General features: G+C 68.2%; 19 protein-coding genes. 11 read left to right on the top strand and 8 right to left on the bottom strand.

Annotated elements, in window-relative coordinates; all coding sequences use genetic code 11:
* Nucleotides 1–71 precede the first annotated feature (71 nt).
* Nucleotides 72–410, top strand: a complete 339-nt coding sequence (locus tag ACWGL1_RS11195) for a YdeI/OmpD-associated family protein (RefSeq protein ID WP_291779179.1) — start codon at nucleotides 72–74, stop codon at nucleotides 408–410.
* Between the two features lie 66 nt (nucleotides 411–476).
* On the opposite strand, the gene ACWGL1_RS11190 is transcribed toward ACWGL1_RS11195, so the two are convergent.
* The gene (locus ACWGL1_RS11190) at nucleotides 477–2,570 is read right to left on the bottom strand and encodes a S46 family peptidase (protein ID WP_452112039.1); all 2,094 of its coding nucleotides are present in this window, start codon (nucleotides 2,568–2,570) and stop codon (nucleotides 477–479) included.
* A 183-nt stretch (nucleotides 2,571–2,753) separates the two neighbouring features.
* On the opposite strand from ACWGL1_RS11190, the gene ACWGL1_RS11185 reads away from it, so the two are divergent.
* From ACWGL1_RS11185 to ACWGL1_RS11175, 3 genes are read left to right on the top strand one after another with little or no spacing between them, the layout of a single operon-like run.
* The gene (locus ACWGL1_RS11185; protein ID WP_452112038.1) at nucleotides 2,754–3,926 is read left to right on the top strand and encodes an ABC transporter permease; all 1,173 of its coding nucleotides are present in this window, start codon (nucleotides 2,754–2,756) and stop codon (nucleotides 3,924–3,926) included.
* A 5-nt stretch (nucleotides 3,927–3,931) separates the two neighbouring features.
* A complete protein-coding gene (locus ACWGL1_RS11180) occupies nucleotides 3,932–4,690 on the top strand; it encodes an ABC transporter ATP-binding protein (RefSeq protein WP_291779169.1) in 759 nt (252 codons plus the stop codon).
* Nucleotides 4,691–4,713: 23 nt separating this feature from the next.
* Nucleotides 4,714–5,730 (top strand): HlyD family secretion protein, encoded by a 1,017-nt coding sequence (locus ACWGL1_RS11175; RefSeq protein WP_452112037.1) that lies wholly within the window; start codon nucleotides 4,714–4,716, stop codon nucleotides 5,728–5,730.
* Nucleotides 5,731–5,826: 96 nt separating this feature from the next.
* Here the strand turns inward: ACWGL1_RS11175 and ACWGL1_RS11170 are convergent, their stop codons facing one another.
* The gene (locus ACWGL1_RS11170; RefSeq protein ID WP_452112036.1) at nucleotides 5,827–6,624 is read right to left on the bottom strand and encodes a crotonase/enoyl-CoA hydratase family protein; all 798 of its coding nucleotides are present in this window, start codon (nucleotides 6,622–6,624) and stop codon (nucleotides 5,827–5,829) included.
* 125 nt (nucleotides 6,625–6,749) lie between these two features.
* Nucleotides 6,750–6,911 carry a hypothetical protein gene (locus ACWGL1_RS11165; RefSeq protein ID WP_162938831.1) on the bottom strand — a complete coding sequence of 54 codons (162 nt, stop codon included), beginning with the start codon at nucleotides 6,909–6,911 and terminating at the stop codon, nucleotides 6,750–6,752.
* 166 nt (nucleotides 6,912–7,077) lie between these two features.
* Here ACWGL1_RS11165 and ACWGL1_RS11160 point away from each other — a divergent pair, with 166 nt between their 5' ends.
* Together ACWGL1_RS11160 and ACWGL1_RS11155 are read left to right on the top strand one after the other, a co-directional pair.
* Nucleotides 7,078–7,296: a DUF1289 domain-containing protein gene (locus tag ACWGL1_RS11160; protein WP_291779153.1), complete on the top strand. Its 219-nt coding sequence runs from the start codon at nucleotides 7,078–7,080 to the stop codon at nucleotides 7,294–7,296.
* Nucleotides 7,297–7,373: 77 nt separating this feature from the next.
* A complete protein-coding gene (locus ACWGL1_RS11155) occupies nucleotides 7,374–7,865 on the top strand; it encodes a retropepsin-like aspartic protease family protein (RefSeq protein ID WP_291779150.1) in 492 nt (163 codons plus the stop codon).
* Between the two features lie 7 nt (nucleotides 7,866–7,872).
* On the opposite strand, the gene ACWGL1_RS11150 is transcribed toward ACWGL1_RS11155, so the two are convergent.
* Complete coding sequence (locus ACWGL1_RS11150; protein WP_452112035.1) at nucleotides 7,873–8,712, bottom strand: LD-carboxypeptidase; 840 nt, start codon at nucleotides 8,710–8,712, stop codon at nucleotides 7,873–7,875.
* A gap of 76 nt (nucleotides 8,713–8,788) precedes the next feature.
* On the opposite strand from ACWGL1_RS11150, the gene ACWGL1_RS11145 reads away from it, so the two are divergent.
* Entirely contained in the window at nucleotides 8,789–10,177 is a 1,389-nt protein-coding gene (locus ACWGL1_RS11145) for a UDP-N-acetylmuramate--L-alanine ligase (protein WP_452112034.1), read from the top strand.
* 117 nt (nucleotides 10,178–10,294) lie between these two features.
* On the top strand, nucleotides 10,295–11,896 hold the full coding sequence (locus ACWGL1_RS11140) for an ATP-binding protein (protein ID WP_452112033.1): 1,602 nt from the start codon (nucleotides 10,295–10,297) through the stop codon (nucleotides 11,894–11,896).
* Between the two features lie 13 nt (nucleotides 11,897–11,909).
* On the opposite strand, the gene ACWGL1_RS11135 is transcribed toward ACWGL1_RS11140, so the two are convergent.
* The 4 genes from ACWGL1_RS11135 to ACWGL1_RS11120 form a co-directional block, all read right to left on the bottom strand.
* The gene (locus ACWGL1_RS11135) at nucleotides 11,910–12,587 is read right to left on the bottom strand and encodes a Fe2+-dependent dioxygenase (protein WP_291779138.1); all 678 of its coding nucleotides are present in this window, start codon (nucleotides 12,585–12,587) and stop codon (nucleotides 11,910–11,912) included.
* Between the two features lie 83 nt (nucleotides 12,588–12,670).
* Nucleotides 12,671–14,938 carry a TonB-dependent receptor gene (locus tag ACWGL1_RS11130; RefSeq protein ID WP_452112032.1) on the bottom strand — a complete coding sequence of 756 codons (2,268 nt, stop codon included), beginning with the start codon at nucleotides 14,936–14,938 and terminating at the stop codon, nucleotides 12,671–12,673.
* Nucleotides 14,939–15,055: 117 nt separating this feature from the next.
* Nucleotides 15,056–16,264, bottom strand: coding sequence for an NAD(P)/FAD-dependent oxidoreductase (locus ACWGL1_RS11125; RefSeq protein WP_338577912.1), 1,209 nt, complete (start codon nucleotides 16,262–16,264; stop codon nucleotides 15,056–15,058).
* Nucleotides 16,265–16,369: 105 nt separating this feature from the next.
* On the bottom strand, nucleotides 16,370–17,458 hold the full coding sequence (locus ACWGL1_RS11120; RefSeq protein ID WP_338577911.1) for an urea transporter: 1,089 nt from the start codon (nucleotides 17,456–17,458) through the stop codon (nucleotides 16,370–16,372).
* Between the two features lie 57 nt (nucleotides 17,459–17,515).
* Between ACWGL1_RS11120 and ACWGL1_RS11115 the strand changes: the two genes are divergently transcribed.
* From ACWGL1_RS11115 to hisD, 3 genes are read left to right on the top strand one after another with little or no spacing between them, the layout of a single operon-like run.
* A complete protein-coding gene (locus ACWGL1_RS11115) occupies nucleotides 17,516–17,812 on the top strand; it encodes a YerC/YecD family TrpR-related protein (RefSeq protein WP_422388312.1) in 297 nt (98 codons plus the stop codon).
* Nucleotides 17,813–17,821: 9 nt separating this feature from the next.
* On the top strand, nucleotides 17,822–18,703 hold the full coding sequence (hisG, locus tag ACWGL1_RS11110; protein ID WP_338577909.1) for an ATP phosphoribosyltransferase: 882 nt from the start codon (nucleotides 17,822–17,824) through the stop codon (nucleotides 18,701–18,703).
* Nucleotides 18,703–20,010 (top strand): histidinol dehydrogenase, encoded by a 1,308-nt coding sequence (hisD, locus tag ACWGL1_RS11105; RefSeq protein WP_452112031.1) that lies wholly within the window; start codon nucleotides 18,703–18,705, stop codon nucleotides 20,008–20,010. Before hisG ends, hisD begins: the two co-directional genes overlap by 1 nt.
* The last annotated feature ends 3 nt before the right edge of the window (nucleotides 20,011–20,013 follow it).

The raw sequence follows: 20,013 nt of genomic DNA, 5'->3' as shown, positions 1-20,013 counted from the left end.
GAACCTGGAGGCAAACCGCAACCCCCGGCGAAAGCATTCACATCGCGCCTTCGCGGGTCTAGATTCGGCGAATGACGAAACGGGACGGGATTGACGCGATGTCGGACGACTTCCCCCAGGGCGTGGCGCATCAGGTTCCGGACGACATGAGGGCGCGGCTCTCATCCGAGCCGGAAACCCTCGACCTGTGGCGCGGCCTCACCCCGCTGGGGCGCAATGAGTTCATCTGCTGGGTCGAAGACGCCAAACAGGCCGCCACCCGTCAGAAACGGATCGAGCGTGCGGTTGAGGAATTGCACGAAGGCAAGCGGCGGCCGTGCTGCTGGGTCGGCTGCATCCATCGCTCCGACAAGGCTCCCGGCCGTTGGCAACAGGCTGTGCTCATCGAGAAGCAGGGCAAGTCGAGATAGGCCTGCGGGCAAAGAGAAAGGGGCGCCCGAAGGCGCCCCCAGATCCCGGATATCAATCCGACAGGCTTAGCGGCGCACGCCCAGTTCGCGCAGCAGGCGCGGCTGGTCGTAGACGTTGCGCAGGGCCTCGGTGACGGCGGCGGTCGAGACCGACACCGTGCGGTTCAGCTCGCCGTCGTAGCCGAACGAGCCGCCGAGCGAGTGGATGTTGCCGTCGAAGGCGGCGCCGATCACTTCACCCTTGGCGTTGATCACCGGCGAGCCGGAGTTGCCGCCGATGATGTCGTTGGTCGAGACGAAGTCATAGACGACGTCCTTGTTGATCCGGTCCTGCGCCGCCAGGAAGCGCTCGGCGGCGTTGAACGGCTCGGCGCCGGTGGCGCGTTCGTACAGGCCGCCCATGTGGGTGAAGGACGGAACGGTCACGCCGCGATAGGTCCAGCCCTTCACCTGGCCGTATGACAGGCGAAGCGAGAAGGTGGCGTCCGGATACTGGTTCTCGCCATAGACGGCGAAGCGGGCCTGGGCGACCTTTTCGGCGGCGCGGGCGGTCGGAGCGTTGACGCCCGCGTCCCACTGGGTGCGGACGGCTTGCGCCGCGTCGTCATTGGCCAGGACGAAGGCGATCATCGGGTCGCCCGAGGCGGCCAGCTGTTCCGGCGTCATGGCCAGGGCCTCGGCTCGGAAGGCCGGGTCGATCAGGCGGCTTTGCGACAGGCGGGCGGCGATGACTTCGGGGCTTTCGGCGCCCAGCATGGTCTTCACGTCGGCGCTGTCGACCGTCAGGTATTCGCGGGTCTTCAACATCCAGTGCGACAGCTGGATCTCCTCGACGCCGACCGGAATCGGTGCCTCGGAGGCCAGTCGGCGGCCCAGGGCGGCGATGTCGCTGTCGGCGTAGCCGGCGCGGCGTTCGGCGACGGGCTTGGCGCGTTCCTTGGACGCGCGGACGATGGCGCGGGCGTAGGAATAGAGGGTCGAACCGCCGCCGGCGTTCGCTTCAAGCTGGCGATAGGGCAGGTAGAGGTCGCGGGCGGTCGCCTGCACCTTTTCCAGATCGGCCCACGGGTCGCCGATGCGTTCGGCCACAGCCGGATCGGCGGCGACACGCTGGCGCAGTTCCGCCTCTTCCTGGCGCTTCTTGGCCATGAAGGCCGGATCGGTCAACGCGCCCTGCTGGCCGTAGTAGACCTTGAAGCTGTTCTCCAGACCGAAGATGGGATCGAGCGCGACGCGCTTCTCTTCCTCGCCGATCGTCGAATATTCGATCAGGCGGCCGCGCAGCTCGGCGCCCTGGATCAGGGTGATCGGGATCTGCTGGTCGCGCAGGCGCTCCAGCTGGCTCATGGTCAGCAGGCGCGAGGTCGAGCCGGGGTTGCCCGCCACGAAGGTCACTTCGCCGTCGACCGGCGCGTTCGGGTTCCACTTCAGGTGGTTGGACGTGGCGACCGGCTTGCCGTCCTCATAGGCGCGCAGGAAGGCGGCATCGAGGGCGTAGCGCGGGAAGTTGAAGTTGTCCGGATCGCCGCCGAAGAAGGCCGCCTGAAACTCGGGCGCGAAGACCAGACGCACGTCTTCGTACTTGCGGAACTTGTAGAGGGCGTATTTGCCGCCGCGATAGAAGCTGATGACCTGGCAGGTCAGCTTGCGGTCGTCACCGCAGGCTTCCTTCTGGATGGCGTCGATCTCGGCCGAGCGGGCGGCGACGAAGGCCGCGCCTTCCAGACCCGCGCCGGCGCCCAGGACGCGATCGGTCACGTCAGTGATGTCGGTCAGGACCTCGGCGGTCTGGCCGGGGCAGGTCTTCTCTTCCTCGCGCGTGGCCGGCATCCAGCCGTTCTTGACGTAGTCGTTCTGGGCGCTCGACAGATCCTGGACGCAGGAGATGACGCAGTGGTGGTTGGTCAGGATCAGGCCTTCGCCCGACACGAACGAGGCCGAACAGCCCTGCAGGCGCACCGCCGCATTGCGCACGCGATCCAGCCATGCCTGATCGATGCGCGTGCCGTACTTGTCGTTCACCGTCTGGATCGGAAAGTTGTCGAAGGTCCACATGCCCTCGTCCGCGCGTGCGGCGGAAGCAGGGGCGTTGACCACGACGGCGGCCATGCCGAGGGCGGCCAGAGAGGCGGCGAAGGAAAGGGTGCGGCGAAGTGACATGGGCGTCTCCCTAGAGCGTGACATCACGCCCCGTCTTGCTGTGGCGCCGTCACTAGACCCGCAAGGCCCGCCCCCTCAAGCCCCGCAATAGATCCGGCCGAGCCAGCCTTACCCCGATTTAACTTGGCCTCCGGCGGGGCGGCGGTCAGATAACAGCGCAAGTCAGGGGAATGAATACGCGTCATGTCGCTCGCGCTATCCACGCTGCTCTTCGAGTGGCGCCGCTATATGGCCGCCATCATGGCGCTGGCCCTTTCGGGCCTGCTCGTGCTGGCCATGACCGGGGTCTTCATCGGCATCGGCAAGGGCTTCACCGCCGCCATCGAGCGCTCGAGCGCCGACATCTTCATCATGCAGCCCGGCGCCAAGGCCCTGTTCAGCGGCCCGATAGGAATGCCGCGCCGCTTCGTGCCCCTGGCCTATAACCACCCCGAGGTGGTCGAGGTGAAGACGCTCGACATATCCGGCGGCAATTTCCAGAACATCAAGGACGTCGACCCGACCATGTCGGCGGCGGACCGCGCCAGGCAGGGCGCGCCCAAGCAACGGAGCGTCCTGGTCAACATCATCGACACGGCGCCCGGCTCGGTCACCATCCCGCGCGACTATTCCGAGGAACTGGTCGACGCCCTGCGTCAGCCCTTCACCGTGGCGGTGGACGAGACGGCGCTGACGCCGCTGGGCGTCAAGCTGGGCGACAAGGCCCTGTTCAACGGCCAGACCGTAACCGTGGTCGGGGTGCTGCGCGGCTATCCCAACATGATGCAGCCGACCATCGTCATGTCGCGCGACAGCTTGCGGATGCTGGGCCAGGCCTTCGAGGGGCCGCGCGTCGGCCCGCTCATGATCAAGATCAAGGACCCGGCGCGCGCCGAACACGTCGTCGCCCAACTGAACGCCATGGGCAACGGCCAGTGGAAGGCCTGGACCCGTCAGCAGCTGGCCGACGCCAACGCCGGCGCCATGTTCGAGGAAGGCATACTGGTCATCATCATCGGCGGTTGCGTGGTGCTGGGGATCATCATCGGCGTGGCCATCACCTGGCAGACCCTGCGCGGCGCCATCATGGCCAACATCAAGGAGTTCGCCTCCCTGCGCGCCTTGGGCGTCGGCATGGGCTCGCTGCGCCGCATTGTCATGGAGCTGAGTTTCTGGGTCGGCATGGTCGGGGTCGGCGCGGCCATCCTGCTGACCTGGCTGCTATCCCTGCTGGCCCTGTCCAACGCCGTCATCATCTCCATGCCCCTCAGCCTGCTGCTCGTGGTCGGCGGAGGCCTGATCGGCATCTCCATGCTGTCGGGCTTCCTGTCGATGGGCATCCTGAAGAAGAGCCAACCTGCGGACCTGCTGCGATGAACACCATGGCTTTTGGGCACACGAAAGTTCACGGCAAGCACGGCGAGTTCGCCCTGGAGGCCAAGGGTCTGGTCAAGCGGTTCAAGTCCGGCCGGTCCTATGTTGAGGTGCTGAAGGGCGTGGACTTCGACGCGCGCCACGGCGACCTGACCATGGTCATGGGGCCGTCCGGTTCGGGCAAGTCGACGCTGATCGCCGCCCTGTCCGGCCTGCTGCGGCCCGAGGAAGGGCGCGTCGACGCCCTGGACGTGGATGACCTATGGAAGCTGTCGGGCGGCAGGATCGACAAGTTCCGCCTGGATCACTGCGGCTTCATCTTCCAGGGCTTCAACCTGTTCCCGTCACTGACCGCCCTGCAACAGGTGACGACGGTGCTGAAGTTCCAGGGCCTGTCGCCCGATCGCGCCAAGAAGCGCGCCGCCCTGGCGCTGGAGGAGGTCGGCCTGGGCCATCGCCTGCACCAGCGCCCGGCCGCCCTGTCCGGCGGCGAGAAGCAGCGCGTCGCCATCGCCCGCGCCCTGGCCAAGGACCCGCAGATCCTGTTCGCCGACGAACCGACCTCGGCGCTGGACGGCGAGAACGGCCAGGTGGTCATCCGCCTGCTGCGCCGCGCCGCCACCGAACACGGCGCCGCCGTCATCTGCGTGACGCACGACCCGCGCCTGGAGGCCTGGGCCGACCGGGTCATCCACATCGAAGACGGCGTGATCATCGACGATCAGCGCCGCACCCCCAATCCCGAAGCCATCCTGGCGTCGCACTGACACCGATCCCCTTGAGGACCCCCATGCCCGCATTTCTGAAAAACAAATGGCTCTGGATCGGCCTGGCGCTGCTGGTCGTGCTGATCATCGGCTTCGGCATGATGCAGAAGGCCGGGGCCGCCAAGAAGGCCGAACTGGCCGAGGCGGCCGAGAAGAAGGTCGAAAGCCCCTACTCCGCCATCGCCAACGGCAAGATCGACATCGAGGGCGGCATCATCCAGATCGCCGCGCGACGCGGCGGCGTGGTCCGCGAGGTGCTGGTGCAGGAAGGCGATCTGGTCAAGGCCGGTCAGATCCTGGCCCGCCAGGAGGACGACGAGCCGCGCCTGGCGCTGCAGACCGCCTCGGCCACCCTGGCCGAAGCCGAGAGCCAGTTGCGCCTGATCAACGTCGACATCGCTGCGGCCCAGCGCGAATACGACCGTCTGCAGAAGCTGGTCGCCACCAACTTCGTCGCCGCCCAGCGCATGGATCAGGCCCGCGACGCCATCGCCCAGGCCCAGGCCCGCCTCGGCTCGCAGCAGTCGGCGGTGCAGAGCGCCCGCGCCCGTCGCGATCAGGCCGCCTACGATGTCGAACTGACCGTCATCCGCTCGCCCGCCGACGGCCGCATCGTGCGTCGCTACGCCAACCCCGGCGCCGGCGCCTCAACCCTGAACGTGTCGAACATGTTCGATCTGGAGCCGGCGGCCCCGCGCATCGCCCGCGCCGAGATCGTCGAGGCCGACATCCCGAACGTCGCCGTCGACCAGGCCGTGGAGATCACCCCCGAAGGCGACCCGACCAAGGTCTATGTCGGCAAGGTGCTGCGCCGCGCCGCCGTCTTCGGCGCCCGCAAGCTGGCCTCGGACGATCCCTCGCAGCGCACCGACGAACGCGTGGTCGAGGTGGTGGTCGCCGTGGACGACGCCCCGTTGCTGATCGGCCAGCGCGTCCTGGTCAAGTTCATGAAGCCGGGCGAAACCGCCGGCGCCAAGCGGGACAACGCCTCCACCGGCGTGCCCGCCGCGCGCGCCATGAAGGCGCCCGCTCGGACGTAACAGCGGTCAGGATGAAGACGGAGAAAGGGCCTCGCGAGGGGCCCTTTTTTTACGGCGACACGGTCTTCACCCGCTCGCCCGGCGGAGAAGGGAAGCTCAGTTCCCCGTAAACTCACCGCTACGCTTCTCCAGCACCGCCGTCACGCCTTCGATGTGGTCGTCGGTCAGGTGGGCCAGGGCCTGCATGGCGGCGGACAGTTCCAGCATCTGGTCGAAATTCATGTCGCGGCCCTGACGCAGCAGACTTTTGGCCATGCGCAGGGCCTGGGGCGGCTGGGCGGCGATCTGTTCCGCCGTCTGCATCGCCTCGTCCATCAGCGTCTCATGCGGGACGACGCGGTTGACCAGGCCCCACTGGTCGGCCGTCGCCGCGTCGATCGAGCGGGCGGTGAACAGCAGTTCGGCGGCGCGGGCGTAGCCGATGTTTCGCGGCAGCAGCCACGAACCGCCGTCGCCGGGAATGATGCCCAGCTTCATGAAGGGCACGCCGAAGCTGGCGCGGTCCGAGGCGATGCGGATGTCGCCCAGTCCGGCGATGTCGCAACCCAGCCCCATGGCCGGTCCGTTGACCGCCGTCGCCAGCGGAACCTCCAGGCCATAGAGGGCGCGCACGATGCGATGGACGACGCGGCGATAGCGTTCGCGGATGGCGGCGCCCGAGCCCTCGAACAGGTCGCGGCGATCCTTCATCGCCTTCAGGTCGCCGCCCGCCGAAAAGGCCCGCCCGGCGCCGGTCAGCACCACGCAGCGGATGGAGGGGTCGGCGTTGACGGCGTCGCAGGCGGCGGCGAAGGCCTCGCCGTCTTCCAGGTCTGGCAGGGCGTTCAGTCGATCGGGCCGATCCAGGGTCCAGACCATGACCGCGCCCGTGCGCTCTTCGACGATCAGACCCATGCCGCATTCCCTTTCACCAGTGAAGTCGCCGGTTTCGGCCACAGGGCGGCGCGCTGGCAAGGGCGCAATTGAAAAACCCCGGTCGTTCTGACCGGGGCTTCTGGCTGGATCATCCAGTCTCGCGACTACGCGCGCGGCCGTTTGATCGTTATGGGCACGAAGTTGGACGGGTGGCTGACCACGCGGTCGCCGGCGCCGTTCATCTGCTTCGTGTTCACCAGCATCCCGCCGAAAAGGGCGAAGGACAGCATGGCGTGCTGGAGATTGCGCTCTTTGTTTTCGTTCATTTTTGGCGTCTCCTTTCGTTGAACGATGAAAGAAGACACGTCGTGCTTTTTGGGACTCTCACCCTGTCAGTCGTTTCGCGTCGAGGATGAACATAGCCGCCCGGCGCGAAAAGTCAAGAAATTATAGTCCGTTCTCGGACTCATTGTTGCGATATCGTCACGAACCATGCCCCCTGCTCCCGCCTCCGTCCCCCCGCGTCCGATCGTCAGCCCCTGCATCATGGTCTGCACCGTCGACGGCGCGTCCGGCCTGTGCCTGGGCTGTTTGCGCACCCTTCAGGAGATCGCTACCTGGAGCCGGATGACGGACGAGGCCCGCGCCGCCGTCATGGACGATCTGCCGGGTCGCAAAAAGCGGATCGACCCTCGGCTGCTGGGCGAGTGAAGGGCGGGCGTCGTCAACCTTTCGTTCGCCACGTCGCTTCACCGCATGGGAAGACGCCAGCCCGCATAGTCCGCGACATGATCCGCTTTGACCCGCGCTCCGCTGTCGTCTTCGCCGCCGCCCTGGCGTCGGCCTCGGCCTGCGTCGGCGCCCTGATGTGGTGGGAAGGCCCGGCCCAGGCCTACGCCGCCGTGGCCCTAAAGGAGGCGCCTTCGGTGACGCGCGCGGCCGACGGCCACTACTGGGCCGAGGCGACCGTCGAAGGGCGGCCCATGCGGATGCTGGTCGACACCGGCGCCAGCGTGGTGACGCTGAGCCGCGCCGACGCCGAACGGCTGGGCGTGCGGCTGAAACCGCATGACTTCAACCAGACGCTGAACACCGCCTCGGGCCAGACGCCCGCCGCGCGGGTGCTGCTGACCTCCGTATCCGTGGCGGGGGTGGAGATGACCTCGGTTGAAGCCCTGGTGATCGACCGCGACATGCCCGCAGCCCTGCTGGGCATGAGCTTCCTGGGCCGGCTGTCGGCTTTCGAAGCGCGGCCCGACGGCTTGATCCTGAGAGGTTGAGGGCGGCTCAGCCGCGCACGCCGAAGGGCACCACCTTATTATCCCGGTCGTGGCCGATGTCGGCGTCGCCCAGATAGGGAATCCCTGACCGCACGCACCAGTAACGCACGATCTCCTCCGCCGTCAGGCCGAAGTCGGGATCGTTGACGGTGACGTCAGAGACACGGCCCAGTCGGATGCCCGCCACACGACGGATCGAAGCCTGGCTGGTCAGGTGGAACATCATCCGGTCGACGCGATAGAGAGCCTCGGACACCTCTTCCAGCATCAGAACGTGGCCGGTCAGGTCCGGCTCGATCGCCGTCCCGACCAATTCGTTGAGAATGGTCAGGTTGAACCCGACGGCGGGTCGGGCGTCCGCCAGCAGGGACGGCTCCAGCGAGGTCGGATCGCCCGACCTCAGCCAGTTCACCGCCCGGCGCCCCGTAGCGTCATGGCGCGATCCGTCCGACGCCATCGGCCCGTGCGCGACATGGGGAAAGCCCGCGCGATAGAGCGCCGCCAGCAGGCTGCCCGCGTCGGAATAGCCGAGGTAGCGCTTGGCGTAGGCATGGGCGGTCAACTCGGGGATCACCGCCTCGGCGATGCGGCAGGCCCCATAGCCGCCGCGTGCGAACCAGACGGCGTCGATGGCGGGGTCGTTGGCCGTCTCGACGAAGGCGCGGGCGCGGGTGGCGTCGTCGCCGCCGAAATGGCCGTGCACCTCGAACAGGGCCGGATGCAGCACCAGCTCGACCTCCCCGTCCGGCCAGGTCGCCGCCGCCCAGGCCCGGATCGCCTCGCCCCGCGCCGGATCGAGACGGGAGCTGGCGTTGACGACGCCGATTCGGAACGGTCTGGTCTGCATGGACGGGGTGGCCTTGAGCGTCTTGCGTGCTAGTCAGACCGGACATTCCCCGGTTTCTCGCATTGAAATCAAGCCGATGAACAAAGACTACTTCTTCTGCGGCGTCGGCGGTTCCGGCATGATGCCGCTGGCCATGATCGTTCAGGCCTCGGGCGCCCGCATCGCCGGGTCAGACCGGGCGCTGGATCAAGGCCGCACGCCAGAGAAGTTCGACTGGCTGCGCGCCCACGGCGTCACCCTGCACCCGCAGGACGGATCGGGCGTGGTCAGCGCTGATCAGGTGGTCGTCGCCACCGGCGCGGTCGAGGACACGGTACCCGACATCGGCGCGGCCAAACGCGTCGGCGCCGTCATCAAGACCCGGCCCCAGTTGCTGAGCGAACTGTTCAACGCGGCTCCGACCTCGATCGGCGTGGCGGGCACCAGCGGCAAATCCACCATCACCGGCATGGTCGCCTGGATTCTGGATCAGGCTGGCCGCGCCCCGACCGTGGTCAACGGCGCCGTGATGAAGAACTTCGCCTCGCCCGACCAGCCGTTCGCCAGCGCCCTGATCGGCGGACCAGACCTGTTCGTTGCTGAAGTGGACGAAAGCGACGGCTCCATCGCCCGCTATGCTCCGATGGTGGCGGTCGTCTCCAACATCTCGCTGGACCACAAGTCGATGGAGGAGTTGCGCGACCTGTTCGGCGGCTTCGTCAGCCGGGCGACGACGGCGGTGCTGAATCTCGACAACCCCGAGACGGCGGCGCTGGCGCAGACCCTGGCGCCCGGCAAGGCGATCACCTTCGCGCTCGGCGAGGAAGAAGCCGATCTGTCGGCGCATGACCTTGAGCCCCTGCCGACCGGCATGAAGTTCGAGCTGCGCGTGCGCGACGAGGCGGCCCAGGCGGTGACGCTGAACGTGCCGGGCGCGCACAATGTCGCCAACGCCCTGGCGGCCCTGGGCGCGGTCAAGGCGCTCGGCGTGCCGGTGGATCAGGCGGTCGCGGCGCTGGAGACGTTCAACGGCATCCGGCGCCGGCTGGAGGTGGTGGGGACACGGAACGGCGTCACCGTCATCGACGACTTCGCCCACAACCCGGACAAGATTGCCGCCACCTTGAAGACCCTGCACGCCTTTGACGGGCGGCTGCTGATCCTGTTCCAGCCGCATGGCTTCGGCCCACTGAAGCTGATGAAGCAGGAATTCATCGAGGGTTTCGCCGGGCTGATGCGGCAGGGCGACGTGCTGCTGATGCCCGAGCCCGTCTATTACGGCGGCACCACGGACCGCAGCGTCGGCAGCGAGGACATCGCCGCGGGCGTGCGTGCGGCTGGGCGTCAGGCGCAGGCCCTGGCGACCCGCGCCGACTGCGGCGACCGCATCGTCGAGACGGCGCAGCCCGGCGACCGCGTGGTGGTCATGGGCGCGCGCGACGACAGCCTGTCGACCTTTGCGGCCGAACTGCTGGCGCGCCTCTGATCATCCGCTACCGGATCATATGTAAGATTATTCTTACAAAACATTCATTTACGGAAAAGCGGCTGTTAAGCGGCCTGACCTAACCCTGCGCTTGCAGAACGCAGGGGACGGCTGGGAATGGCCAGGATCGGAGACTTCGTGGACGCCTCGTCGCCCATGGCGCCGGACGCGCCGGGGGCCGACGCCCTGGCCCGTTTCGAGGCCGAGCCCGCGACCCTGGTCATCGCCGTGGCCGACGCCGACGGCCGGCCCGTCGGCCTGATCGAGCGCAACGCCTTCACCCTGAAGCTGGCGGCCGAGTTCGGCCGGGCCCTCTACGCCCGACGGCCGGTCTCGGCGCTGATGGACCCCGCCCCCATGGTCGTGGAGGCCGACGCCTCGGCCGACGTCCTGTTCCAGTCGATGGACGCGGCGGGACTGGGCGCCCTGCTGAAGGGGTTCATCGTCGTCTCGCGCGGCCGCTACGTCGGCGTGGGGGCGGGGCTGCACGTGCTGCAGGCCGGAGTGGCGATCCACAAGCGGCGTGCCGAGGCCATGGCCGAACTGGCCCAGAACCTGGTCCGCGCCGAGGCCGAGGCCCGCGCCTCCAGCCGGGCCAAGTCCGAGTTCCTGGCCGTGATGAGCCATGAGATCCGCACGCCCCTGAACGGGGTTCTGGGCGTGGCCGCCCTGATGGAGCGGCAACTGACGCAGGAGGCTCTGCGCCCCCACGTCCGCACCATTCTGGATTCGGGAAACAGCCTGCTGCGCCTGCTGACCGACGCGCTGGACATGTCGCGCGCCGAGGCCGGGATGCTGACGCTGGAGCCCGCCCCGCTGGACCTGCAGGCGGTGTCGGCGGACCTGTCCGCCCTGTGGAGCCCACGCGCCGAGGAGAAGGCGCTGGACCTGCGGGTCGAGAACGACCTCGCCGCCGCCCGCTGGATCGTCGGCGACGAGATGCGGCTGAAGCAATTGCTGAACAATCTGATCGGCAACGCCCTGAAGTTCACCGAAGCGGGTTCGGTCGCGGTGCGGCTGACCACGACGCTCGAGACCGGCCAGGTGCGCCTGTCGGCCACGGTGGACGACAGCGGCCCCGGCGTCAGCGACGAGGCGGCGCGCGCCATCTTCGAACCATTCAACACCGGCGAGGCGGGTCGCCAGGGCGCCGGCGCCGGTCTGGGGCTGGCGATCTGTCGGCAGATCGTCGAGCGCATGGATGGCAAGCTGGCCGTCGAGCGCTCGCCGCAGGGCGGGGCGCGCTTCCGTTTCGACCTGCGCCTCCCCCTGGCCGAGGCGGACGGTCTCCGCAATCCCGAAGCCCTCGCCGACCCCACCGCCCATGCCACGCTGCACGTGCTGGTGGTGGACGACAACGCCGCCAACCGCTTCGTGGCGGGCAAGGTGCTGGAGCTGTTCGGCTGCACCCACGAGACCGCCGAGAACGGTCGCCAGGCGGTCGAGCGCGCGGCGGCGGCGACGTTCGACCTGATCCTGATGGACGTGAAGATGCCGGTGATGGACGGGGTGGCCGCCACGCGGGCGATCCGCGCCCTGCCCGGTCCGGCGGCCGCCCTGCCGATCCTGGCGCTGACGGCCAACGCCGATCCGCGCGACGAAACCGCCTATCTGGCGGCGGGGATGGACGGGGTGGCGCAGAAGCCCATCCAGCCCGAGGCCCTGCTGAACGCCATCCGCTTGGTCCTGTCGCGCGGCGAGGCGGCCCAGGCGGCCTGATCGCCCAAGCCCTTCACACCTCGGACCAGCGCCGCAGCAGGTTGTGATAGACCCCGGTCAGCTCGATCACGGCCGCATCCTTCGGCCCCTTGTCCAGGTTCACCCGCTGGATCGCCACGTCGAGGCGGAACAGGTTCTCGCGATCGGCGTCGTCGCGGATCAGGCTCTGCAGCCACATGAAGCTGGAGACGCGCGCGCCGCGCGTGACCGGCGTCACCCGGTGCAGGCTCTTGGACGGATAGAGGACCAGATCGCCCGCCGGCAGCTTGATCGACTGGGCGCCGTACATCTCCTCGATGATCAGCTCGCCGCCGTCATAGTCCTCGGGTTCGGACAGGAAGAGAGTGGCCGACAGGTCGCTGCGGATGCGATGGCCGTCGCGTTGGCGGATGGCGTTGTCGACGTGGGTGCCGAACTCGCCGCCGCCCTCATAGCGATTGAACAGGGGCGGAAAGATCGTGTGCGGCAAGGCGGCCGAGACGAACATCGGATTGGCGTTCAGCGCCTGGACCACCAGGGCCGACACCTCGCGCGCCTGGGCGCTGTCCTCGGGCAGCTGCTGATTGCGCTTGGCGCTCGCCGACTGATGGCCCGAGGTCATGTTGCCGTCGGCCCAGGGGCCGGTGTCCAAAGTCTGGCGCAGGGCCTTCACCTCGGCCTTGGTGAAGACTTCGGGGATGTGCAGCAGCATGGCTCTCTCACCGTCTGGAAACGCATCGGCCCCGCCGCTCGAACGAACGACGGGGCCGACATGATGGCGCGAAACGCGACCTCTTAGTAGCGGACGTTCAGCGTCAGGATCGCCTGGCGCGCCGGGGCGACATCGGCGTGATGCACCCCGTTGGTGCGGATGATGTACTCCTCATCCCCGGCGTTCTGGACGTTCAGCTGCAGCGAGGCGCGGTCGTTGATGTCGTAGGAGGCGAACAGGTCGACGCGGGTGTATTCCGGCGCATAGACGCGGTTGCCGCCGCCGCCGGCCCCGCCCTGGTTCCCGCCCCAGGACTTGGAGACGTAATAGACGCCGCCGCCCAGGCTCAGCTTGGGCAGGACGCGATAGGTGGTGAACAGGCTGGCGCTGTGCTCGGGCGTATTGGCCAGCGGATCGCCCAGATTGATGCTGTTGTAGGCGCCGCGCACCAGTTCGGAGTCCATCCAAGTGTAGCCGCCGAAGACCTGCCACTTGTCGGTGATGTTGCCCGACACGCCCAGCTCCACGCCCTGGACCCTGGTCTCGCCCGCCTGTTCGAACAGGCCCGGCGCCACTTCGATGGCGGCGTCCTTGCGCGTCAGGTGGAACAGGGCGCCGCTGAGCGCCAGCCGGTCATCGAACAGATTGGCCTTGGCGCCGATTTCGAAGCTCTCGGTCTGCTCCGGATCCAGCACGGTGCTGGCCAGGTTGCCGCTGCCCACGCCGCCGACGCCGTTCTGATCGCCCGCCGAGATCGTGGGCGGCGTCGAAGCGGTCGAGAAGGAGGCGTAGACGCTGCTGTTCGCCGTCGGCTTGTAGACCACACCCAGCTGATAGTTGACGAAGTCCCAGTCCGCCTCGCGCATGATGGGCGCCGTGGCGCCGCGCGGCAGTTCCGTGCCCTCGACGTCATAGCGGTCGTAGCGCAGGCCCAGGTTCAGCTTCCACCGCTCGCCCAGGCTGACGGAATCAAAGGCGTAAAGCCCCAAGGCATCCGTGTCCGAATAGGTCTCCGGCCCGCGCGTGATCGTACCCGTCCACGGGTCGTTCGGGTTCGGCGCATAGACCTGGGTGCAGTCCAGTCCCGTCAGCGGCGCCGGGCAGGCCGTGCCGGTCAGGGTGGTGACATTATAGGAGGCGTTACGGTTCTTCTCACGCGACAGCTCCAGGCCGACGTCGAAGTCATGCTTGATCGCTCCGGTCAGGAAGGAGCCGTGCAGGTCGGTGACGTTGGCCAGGGTCTCGGCCGGGTTCCAGCGCGACTTCAGACCCCGCTTCATCCACCAGACGCCGTTGATCTGCTCGGCCGCGCCGCCGTCGCCGGGGTTGGTGACGACATAGTCGTTCAGCGTCTGCGAGTAGCGGGTGACGTTGCGCAGGGCTAGATTGTCGCTGAACCGGTGCTCGACCTCCAGCGTCAGGCTGTCGACCGTATTGTTCAGATAGTCGCGCGCCTTCAGACCGTAGAAGCTGTCGTAGGGCACGTCCAGCACCCCCGAGGCGTCCGGGCGCGGCGCGGTCGCCCCGCCCAGCTTGGTGTAGAGCGGGATGCCGTAGTCAGGCGTCTGATTGCTGTCGAGATGGTAGTAGCTGGCGGTGACGGTCGTCGGCGTGCCCAGGCCCGCGGCGATCGAGGCGCCGACGCCCCACTTGTCGAAATCGGCCCCGTTGCGGCCCGGCACGTCGCCCTGCGAGGCCATGACGTTCAGGCGCATGGCGGCGGTCGGACCGACCTGCCAGTTGGCGTCCACCGTGCCGCGCAGATAGTCGTCCGTGCCGACGCTGGCCGAGCCATGGACGAAGTTGGTCAGACGCGGCGACTTGGAGCCCAGATTGATGCTGCCGCCGCCCGATCCCCGGCCCGAATAGACGGAATCGGCGCCCTTGATGACCTCGACCTGCTCCAGGTTGAAAACCTCGCGCTGCTGGCCGCCGGTGTCGCGGATGCCGTCGACGAAGATGTTGTTGCCCGAGGCCTGTCCCCGGATGAAGGGCCGATCCGCCAGGGGCTGACCGCCCTCGCCCGCGCCGAAGGTGATGCCCGGCGAGGTGCGCAGAATATCCTGCAAGGAGGTGGCGGCGGTCTGTTCGATGATCTGTTGCGGGATCACCGTCACGGTGCGCGGCGTATCGACCAGAGGCGTGACGAACTGCGGGTCCTTCGGCTCGCGCTTCACGCGATGGCCGTTCACATCCACCGTGCCCAGATTGGTGGCGTCCTGACTGACCACGCCGTCGGCGGGCGCGGCCTCATCGGCGACCGCAGCCATCGCCGGCGCCGCGCACAGCATCCCGGCGGCGCTGGACGCGAACAGGAGCGCCTTGAGGGCGGCGGAGCGAGTGTCGGACATGGGGAGGAACCGGTCAGTGATTGAGACCGGCTCGCATTAGCACCATTTCAAGGTGCGACAATCTGACTCCTGCGACTAAATCGCACTTGCGGGTCGGGTGTCACACAGAAGTCACACCTACCCCTTGGCCACCGCCTTGATCGACGTCGAGGGGTCGCCCAGCAGGGCGTCGTCGACCGGCGTCCCCTTCCCGATCAGCAGTCGCCCGCCCATGAAGTCGGCCGGGGCGTTCACCGCCTCGACGCAGACGATGCGTTCGCCGCTGAGGTGGAAGACCGAGAAGGCGCCGCCGGCCGGATCGCCCCGCACCAGCTGGCGGTCGGCGTCGAAGGGCACGCCCGCGATCTGCAGCTTGACGTCGTACTGGTCGGACCAGAACCACGGCACTTCCGGCGCCGGGGCTGCGCGGCCGACGATGGCCGAGGCCGCCTGCTTGGCCTGTTCCAGGGCGTTGGGCACGCTCTCCAGCCGATGCATGACGCCGCCGTGGACCGGGATGGGCCGCCGCGTCACATCGCCGATCGCGTAGATGTTCGGGTCATTGGTGCGGGCCGCCGCATCGACGACCACGCCGTTGTCGCAGGCCAACCCCGCCGTTCGCGCCAGAGCCTCGCAGGCGAAGGCGCCGACGCCGATCAACACCGCGTCCGCCGCGATCAGTTCGCCGTCCGCCAGACGCACGCCCGCATCCTCGAACCCCGCGACCTCGACTCCGGTCAGAATCTCGACGCCGTGCTTTTTGTGCAGTTCGGTGAAGAAGGCCGACAGGGGCTGCGACGCCACGCGGGCCAGCACCCGGTCCATGCGCTCGATCACCACCGCCTCGGCGCCCAGCGCACGGGCCGAGGCCGCCGCCTCCAGACCCACATAGCCGCCGCCAACCACCGCCAGTCGCTTGCCGGGGGCGAGAACCGCCTTCAGCCGCTCTGCGTCCTCCAGGGTGCGAAGCTCCAGCAGGTCGGGCCGATCCGCGCCAGGGATGGCCAGTCTGCGCGCCATCGAGCCGGTGGCCAGGATCAGGGTGTCGTAAGCCTCGACCGTTCCATCGGCGAAGGTCACGGTCTTGGCGCCTGCGTCGATGGCGGTCGCCGTGACGCCGGTGCGCAGGGCGATGTTTTGCTCGGCGTAGAAGCTCTCTGGGCGCAGCAGCAGGTCTTCCAGACCCGCCTCCCCCTTCAGCCAGGCCTTGGACAGGGGCGGCCGCTGATAGGGCGGCGCCGTCTCCTGCCCGGCCAGGACGATCTCGCCCTCGAACCCATACTGCCTCAGCAGCGCCGCCGCCGAGCCCCCCGCGTGTCCCGCGCCTATGATCAGAACCTTGCTCATGGCGGACAGATAGGGCGACGAGCGGCGAGTGGCGAGTGGCGAGATGCGCCTTTTCCCGATCGCCGGCAGACGGCGAGGGCAGCCAAGGGCCGGGAGTTGTTCGCGTCAGCCTGTCTCCACCACGCCGACGCGAGGAAACAGGGACGCCGCCATCACGAAAACCCAGACGACCAGAACGAACGGCAGCGTCATGGCCGGCATGCCGATGGGTTCCAGGGCCGCAGACACGGCAGCGAAGACCACCGCTGCGGCTATGGTCGCCAAGCCGGCATAGACCAGGGAGAAAACGCCGGGACGGAGGAAGACGCTCGCCAAGGCGATAGCCGTCAGAACACTATTGAAGCCAAAGGCGCCCGAACGAATGGCCGGCTCGGCCGCCCCCATCCCCCAGGCCCCCAGCAGGCCGATCAGCGAACCGCCCAGCGCCGCCGCGGCCGCGGGGCGCGAACTGATCAACAGGCCGACGACAAACAGACCGCCTGTGATCGGACTGGCCTGAAAGAAGACCTGGGCGACGCCGCTGAAGAGGCCCTCGATCAACGTCGATCCGTTCACCACGCCTTCGACCGTCACCGCGTGCGGCAAGCCAGCCGTCGGCAACATGTCCGTGGACTGCAATCGTCCAAAACGCGCCGTCGCCAGAAAGACGCACAGGGTGGTGAAGACAAAGGGCGCTGTCAGCACCGGCATCTTCCACTGGCTGAACAGATTGAGCATGGCCGCCATCACGACGCTGGAACAGGCGGCCGCGAAAACCACGCAGACCCATGTCAGCGCCCCAGGCTGCAAAAAGTAAAGCAGGCCGACAGCGACCAGGGCTCCATTAAAGCCAAACAGGCCAGCGCGCAGCCGCGCGGGGTCAGCCCCGAAAATCCAGGCGATCGCCGTGCTCGTCGTCGCCCCGACCAAGACACCGGCGCCGAACAGCGCGGAATTGTAGAAGACGCCGGCCAGAAACAGCAGGCCCGCATAGGTGTTGTTCTGGAGCATGACCTGGCCGACGCCGCGCAACACAGCGTCGATGAAGCCCAGCACGACAGCAGCGGGCCGGCGATCATCGAACAACATGCCCGTAAGGCCGAACCGAACACCCAGCATGATCCACCCCGCTATCCCGAGAATCCCGCATCCATAGCCCATCGCCTCCCGGGACGCCCGCCCCGCATGTCCACCGCCAAGCTTCTCCGCCCACATTGCCGCGCAGAGCCAGACATGACGAAGGGCCCTTGACCGTTCCATTGTTACAGCATAATGGAACAAGCCATGAGCACCGACGCCGCCAAGATCGCCCTGCTGGACGCCCTGCTCTCGCTGAAAACGCGGGACGAGGCGGACGCCTTTCTGGCCGACCTGTGCACCCCGGCCGAGATGCGCGCCATGGCCGAGCGGTGGCAAGTGGCGCGGATGCTGGACGCCGGGGACAGGACCTATCGCGAGATCGCCGCCGAGGCCCCGGCCAGCCCGACCACCGTCGTGCGCGTCGCGCGCTCCCTGAAGGACATGCCGCACCAGGGCTATCGGCTGGTGCTGGACAGACTGAAAGCCTGAGTTGACATCATGAGTACGGTTCAGGGGCGGCTGCGCATCGCCGTCCAGAAATCCGGCCGTCTGGCCGAGCGCAGCCTCGATCTGGTCCGCGATGCGGGCCTGCGCGTGGTCAAGGGCAACAACGACCTGCTGTACCGGATCGAGAACTATCCGATCGACCTGTTGCGGGTGCGCGACGACGACATTCCGACCTTCGTGGCGGACGGGGTCTGCGATCTGGGCATCGTCGGCGAGAACGTGCTGGAAGAGGTGAAGAACGGCGGGCCGAACGCGCAGGTCGTCATGCCGCTGGGCTTCGGCCGCTGCACGCTGAAGATCGCGACGCCGCCGGGGCTGGACTACGCCGGGCCGTCGTCGTTGCAGGGCTTAAGGATCGCGACCTCCTACCCCAGGATCCTGCGTCGCTTTCTGGATGAGGCGGGCGTCGACGCGGACATCGTCACCATGCGCGGCGCGGTCGAGGTGGCCCCCCGCCTGAAGCTGGCCGCCGCCATCTGTGATCTGGTCTCGACCGGGGCGACGCTGGAGGCCAACGGCCTGAGCGCGCGCGAGACGGTGCTGGACAGTCAGGCGGTGCTGATCAAGGCGCCGACGCCGCCCGAGGCCGGGCTCCAACACCTGCTGGACTCCATCGTCGAGCGGATGGCGGGCGTGGTGTCCTCGCAAGGGGCCAAATACGTGATGCTGAACGCGCCGCGCGCGGCGTTGGACCGGATCACCGCCCTGTTGCCCGGCGCCGGATCGCCGACCGTCATGCCCCTGTCGGGGCGCGACGACGCCGTCGCCGTCCACGCCGTCTGTCAGGAGGCGGTCTTCTGGGAGACGCTGGAGAAGCTGAAGGCCGAAGGGGCGTCGGCCATACTGGTCCTGCCCATCGAGAAGATGATGTGATGAAGCGTATCGACTGGAACCTGCTGGACGCCGCCGGGCGCAAGGCCGCGCTGGCCCGCCCGCAGCGTCGCACCGAGGGCTTCGTCACCAGCGTGGCGCGCGAAATCTTCGACGACGTGCAGGCGCGCGGCGGCGAGGCCGTGACCGACTGGGCGACCCGGCTGGACGGCGCCGCGCCGCGCCGCATTGAGATCACCGAGGCGGCCGCCGCGAAGGCCCGCAACGACCTGCCGCCCGCCGCCGCCCGCGCCTTACGCGTCGCCGCCGACAATGTGCGCGTCTTCCATCAGGCGACCCGGCCAGAAAATACCCCCTTCATCGAGACGACGCCGGGTGTGAAGTCGAAGCTGGTCTGGCGGCCAATCGGCTCGGCGGGGCTCTATGTTCCGGGCGGAACGGCGCCGCTGTTTTCATCGCTGCTGATGCTGGCCATACCGGCGGGCGTGGCCGGGGTCGGACGGCGCGTCGCCGTGACGCCGCCGTCGAAAGACGGCTCGGTCCACCCGGCCATGATCGCCGCCGCCGCCGAGGCGGGGCTGGACGAACTGTGGCTGCTGGGCGGGGCGCAGGCCATCGCCGCCCTGACCTTCGGCGTCGAGCTGGAAGACGGCGTCATCGCCCCTGTCGACAAGCTGTTCGGGCCCGGCAACGCCTATGTGGCCGAAGCCAAACGCTATGCCGCCGCCCTGCCCGGCGGCCCGGCCTACGACCTGCCTGCGGGGCCGTCGGAGTTGCTGGTCATCGCCGACCGCGACGCCGATTTCGAGATCGTCGCGGCGGACCTGCTGAGTCAGGCCGAGCATGACGCCGATGCGCAGGTCATCCTCGTGTCCGACAGCGGCACGGCCCTGAGCGAGATCATCGCCGAGGTCGAGCGTCAGATCGAAAGCCTGCCCCGCGCCGCCATCGCCCGCGCGTCGCTGGCCGAGGCTCGCGCCATTCGCGTGCGCGACATGGCCGAGGCGTGCGAGGTGGCGAACCTCTATGGTCCCGAACACCTATCGATCCAGACGCAGGAGGCCGAACGGCTGGTCGAGCGGATCAGCGCGGCCGGGGCGGTTTTCGTCGGGCGCTGGGCGGCGGAGACGCTAGGCGACTATGCGGCGGGGCCCAGCCACGTCCTGCCGACCGACGGCGCGGCGCGGACGCTGGGCGGCGTGACCACCGCCAGCTTCATGACCACCATGTCGGTGCAGACCGTCAGCGAACAGGGCGCCGCCGCCCTGGCCCCCGTCGCCGCCGCCCTGGCCCGGCTGGAGGGGCTGGAGGCCCACGCCAGAGCCGCCGATCTGAGGAGCGCGGGATGACCA

The sequence above is a fragment of the Brevundimonas sp. NPDC055812 genome (assembly GCF_053616535.1).
The sequence above is the reverse complement of the archived record's forward strand: the minus strand, read 5'-3'. Positions and strand labels throughout refer to the sequence as shown.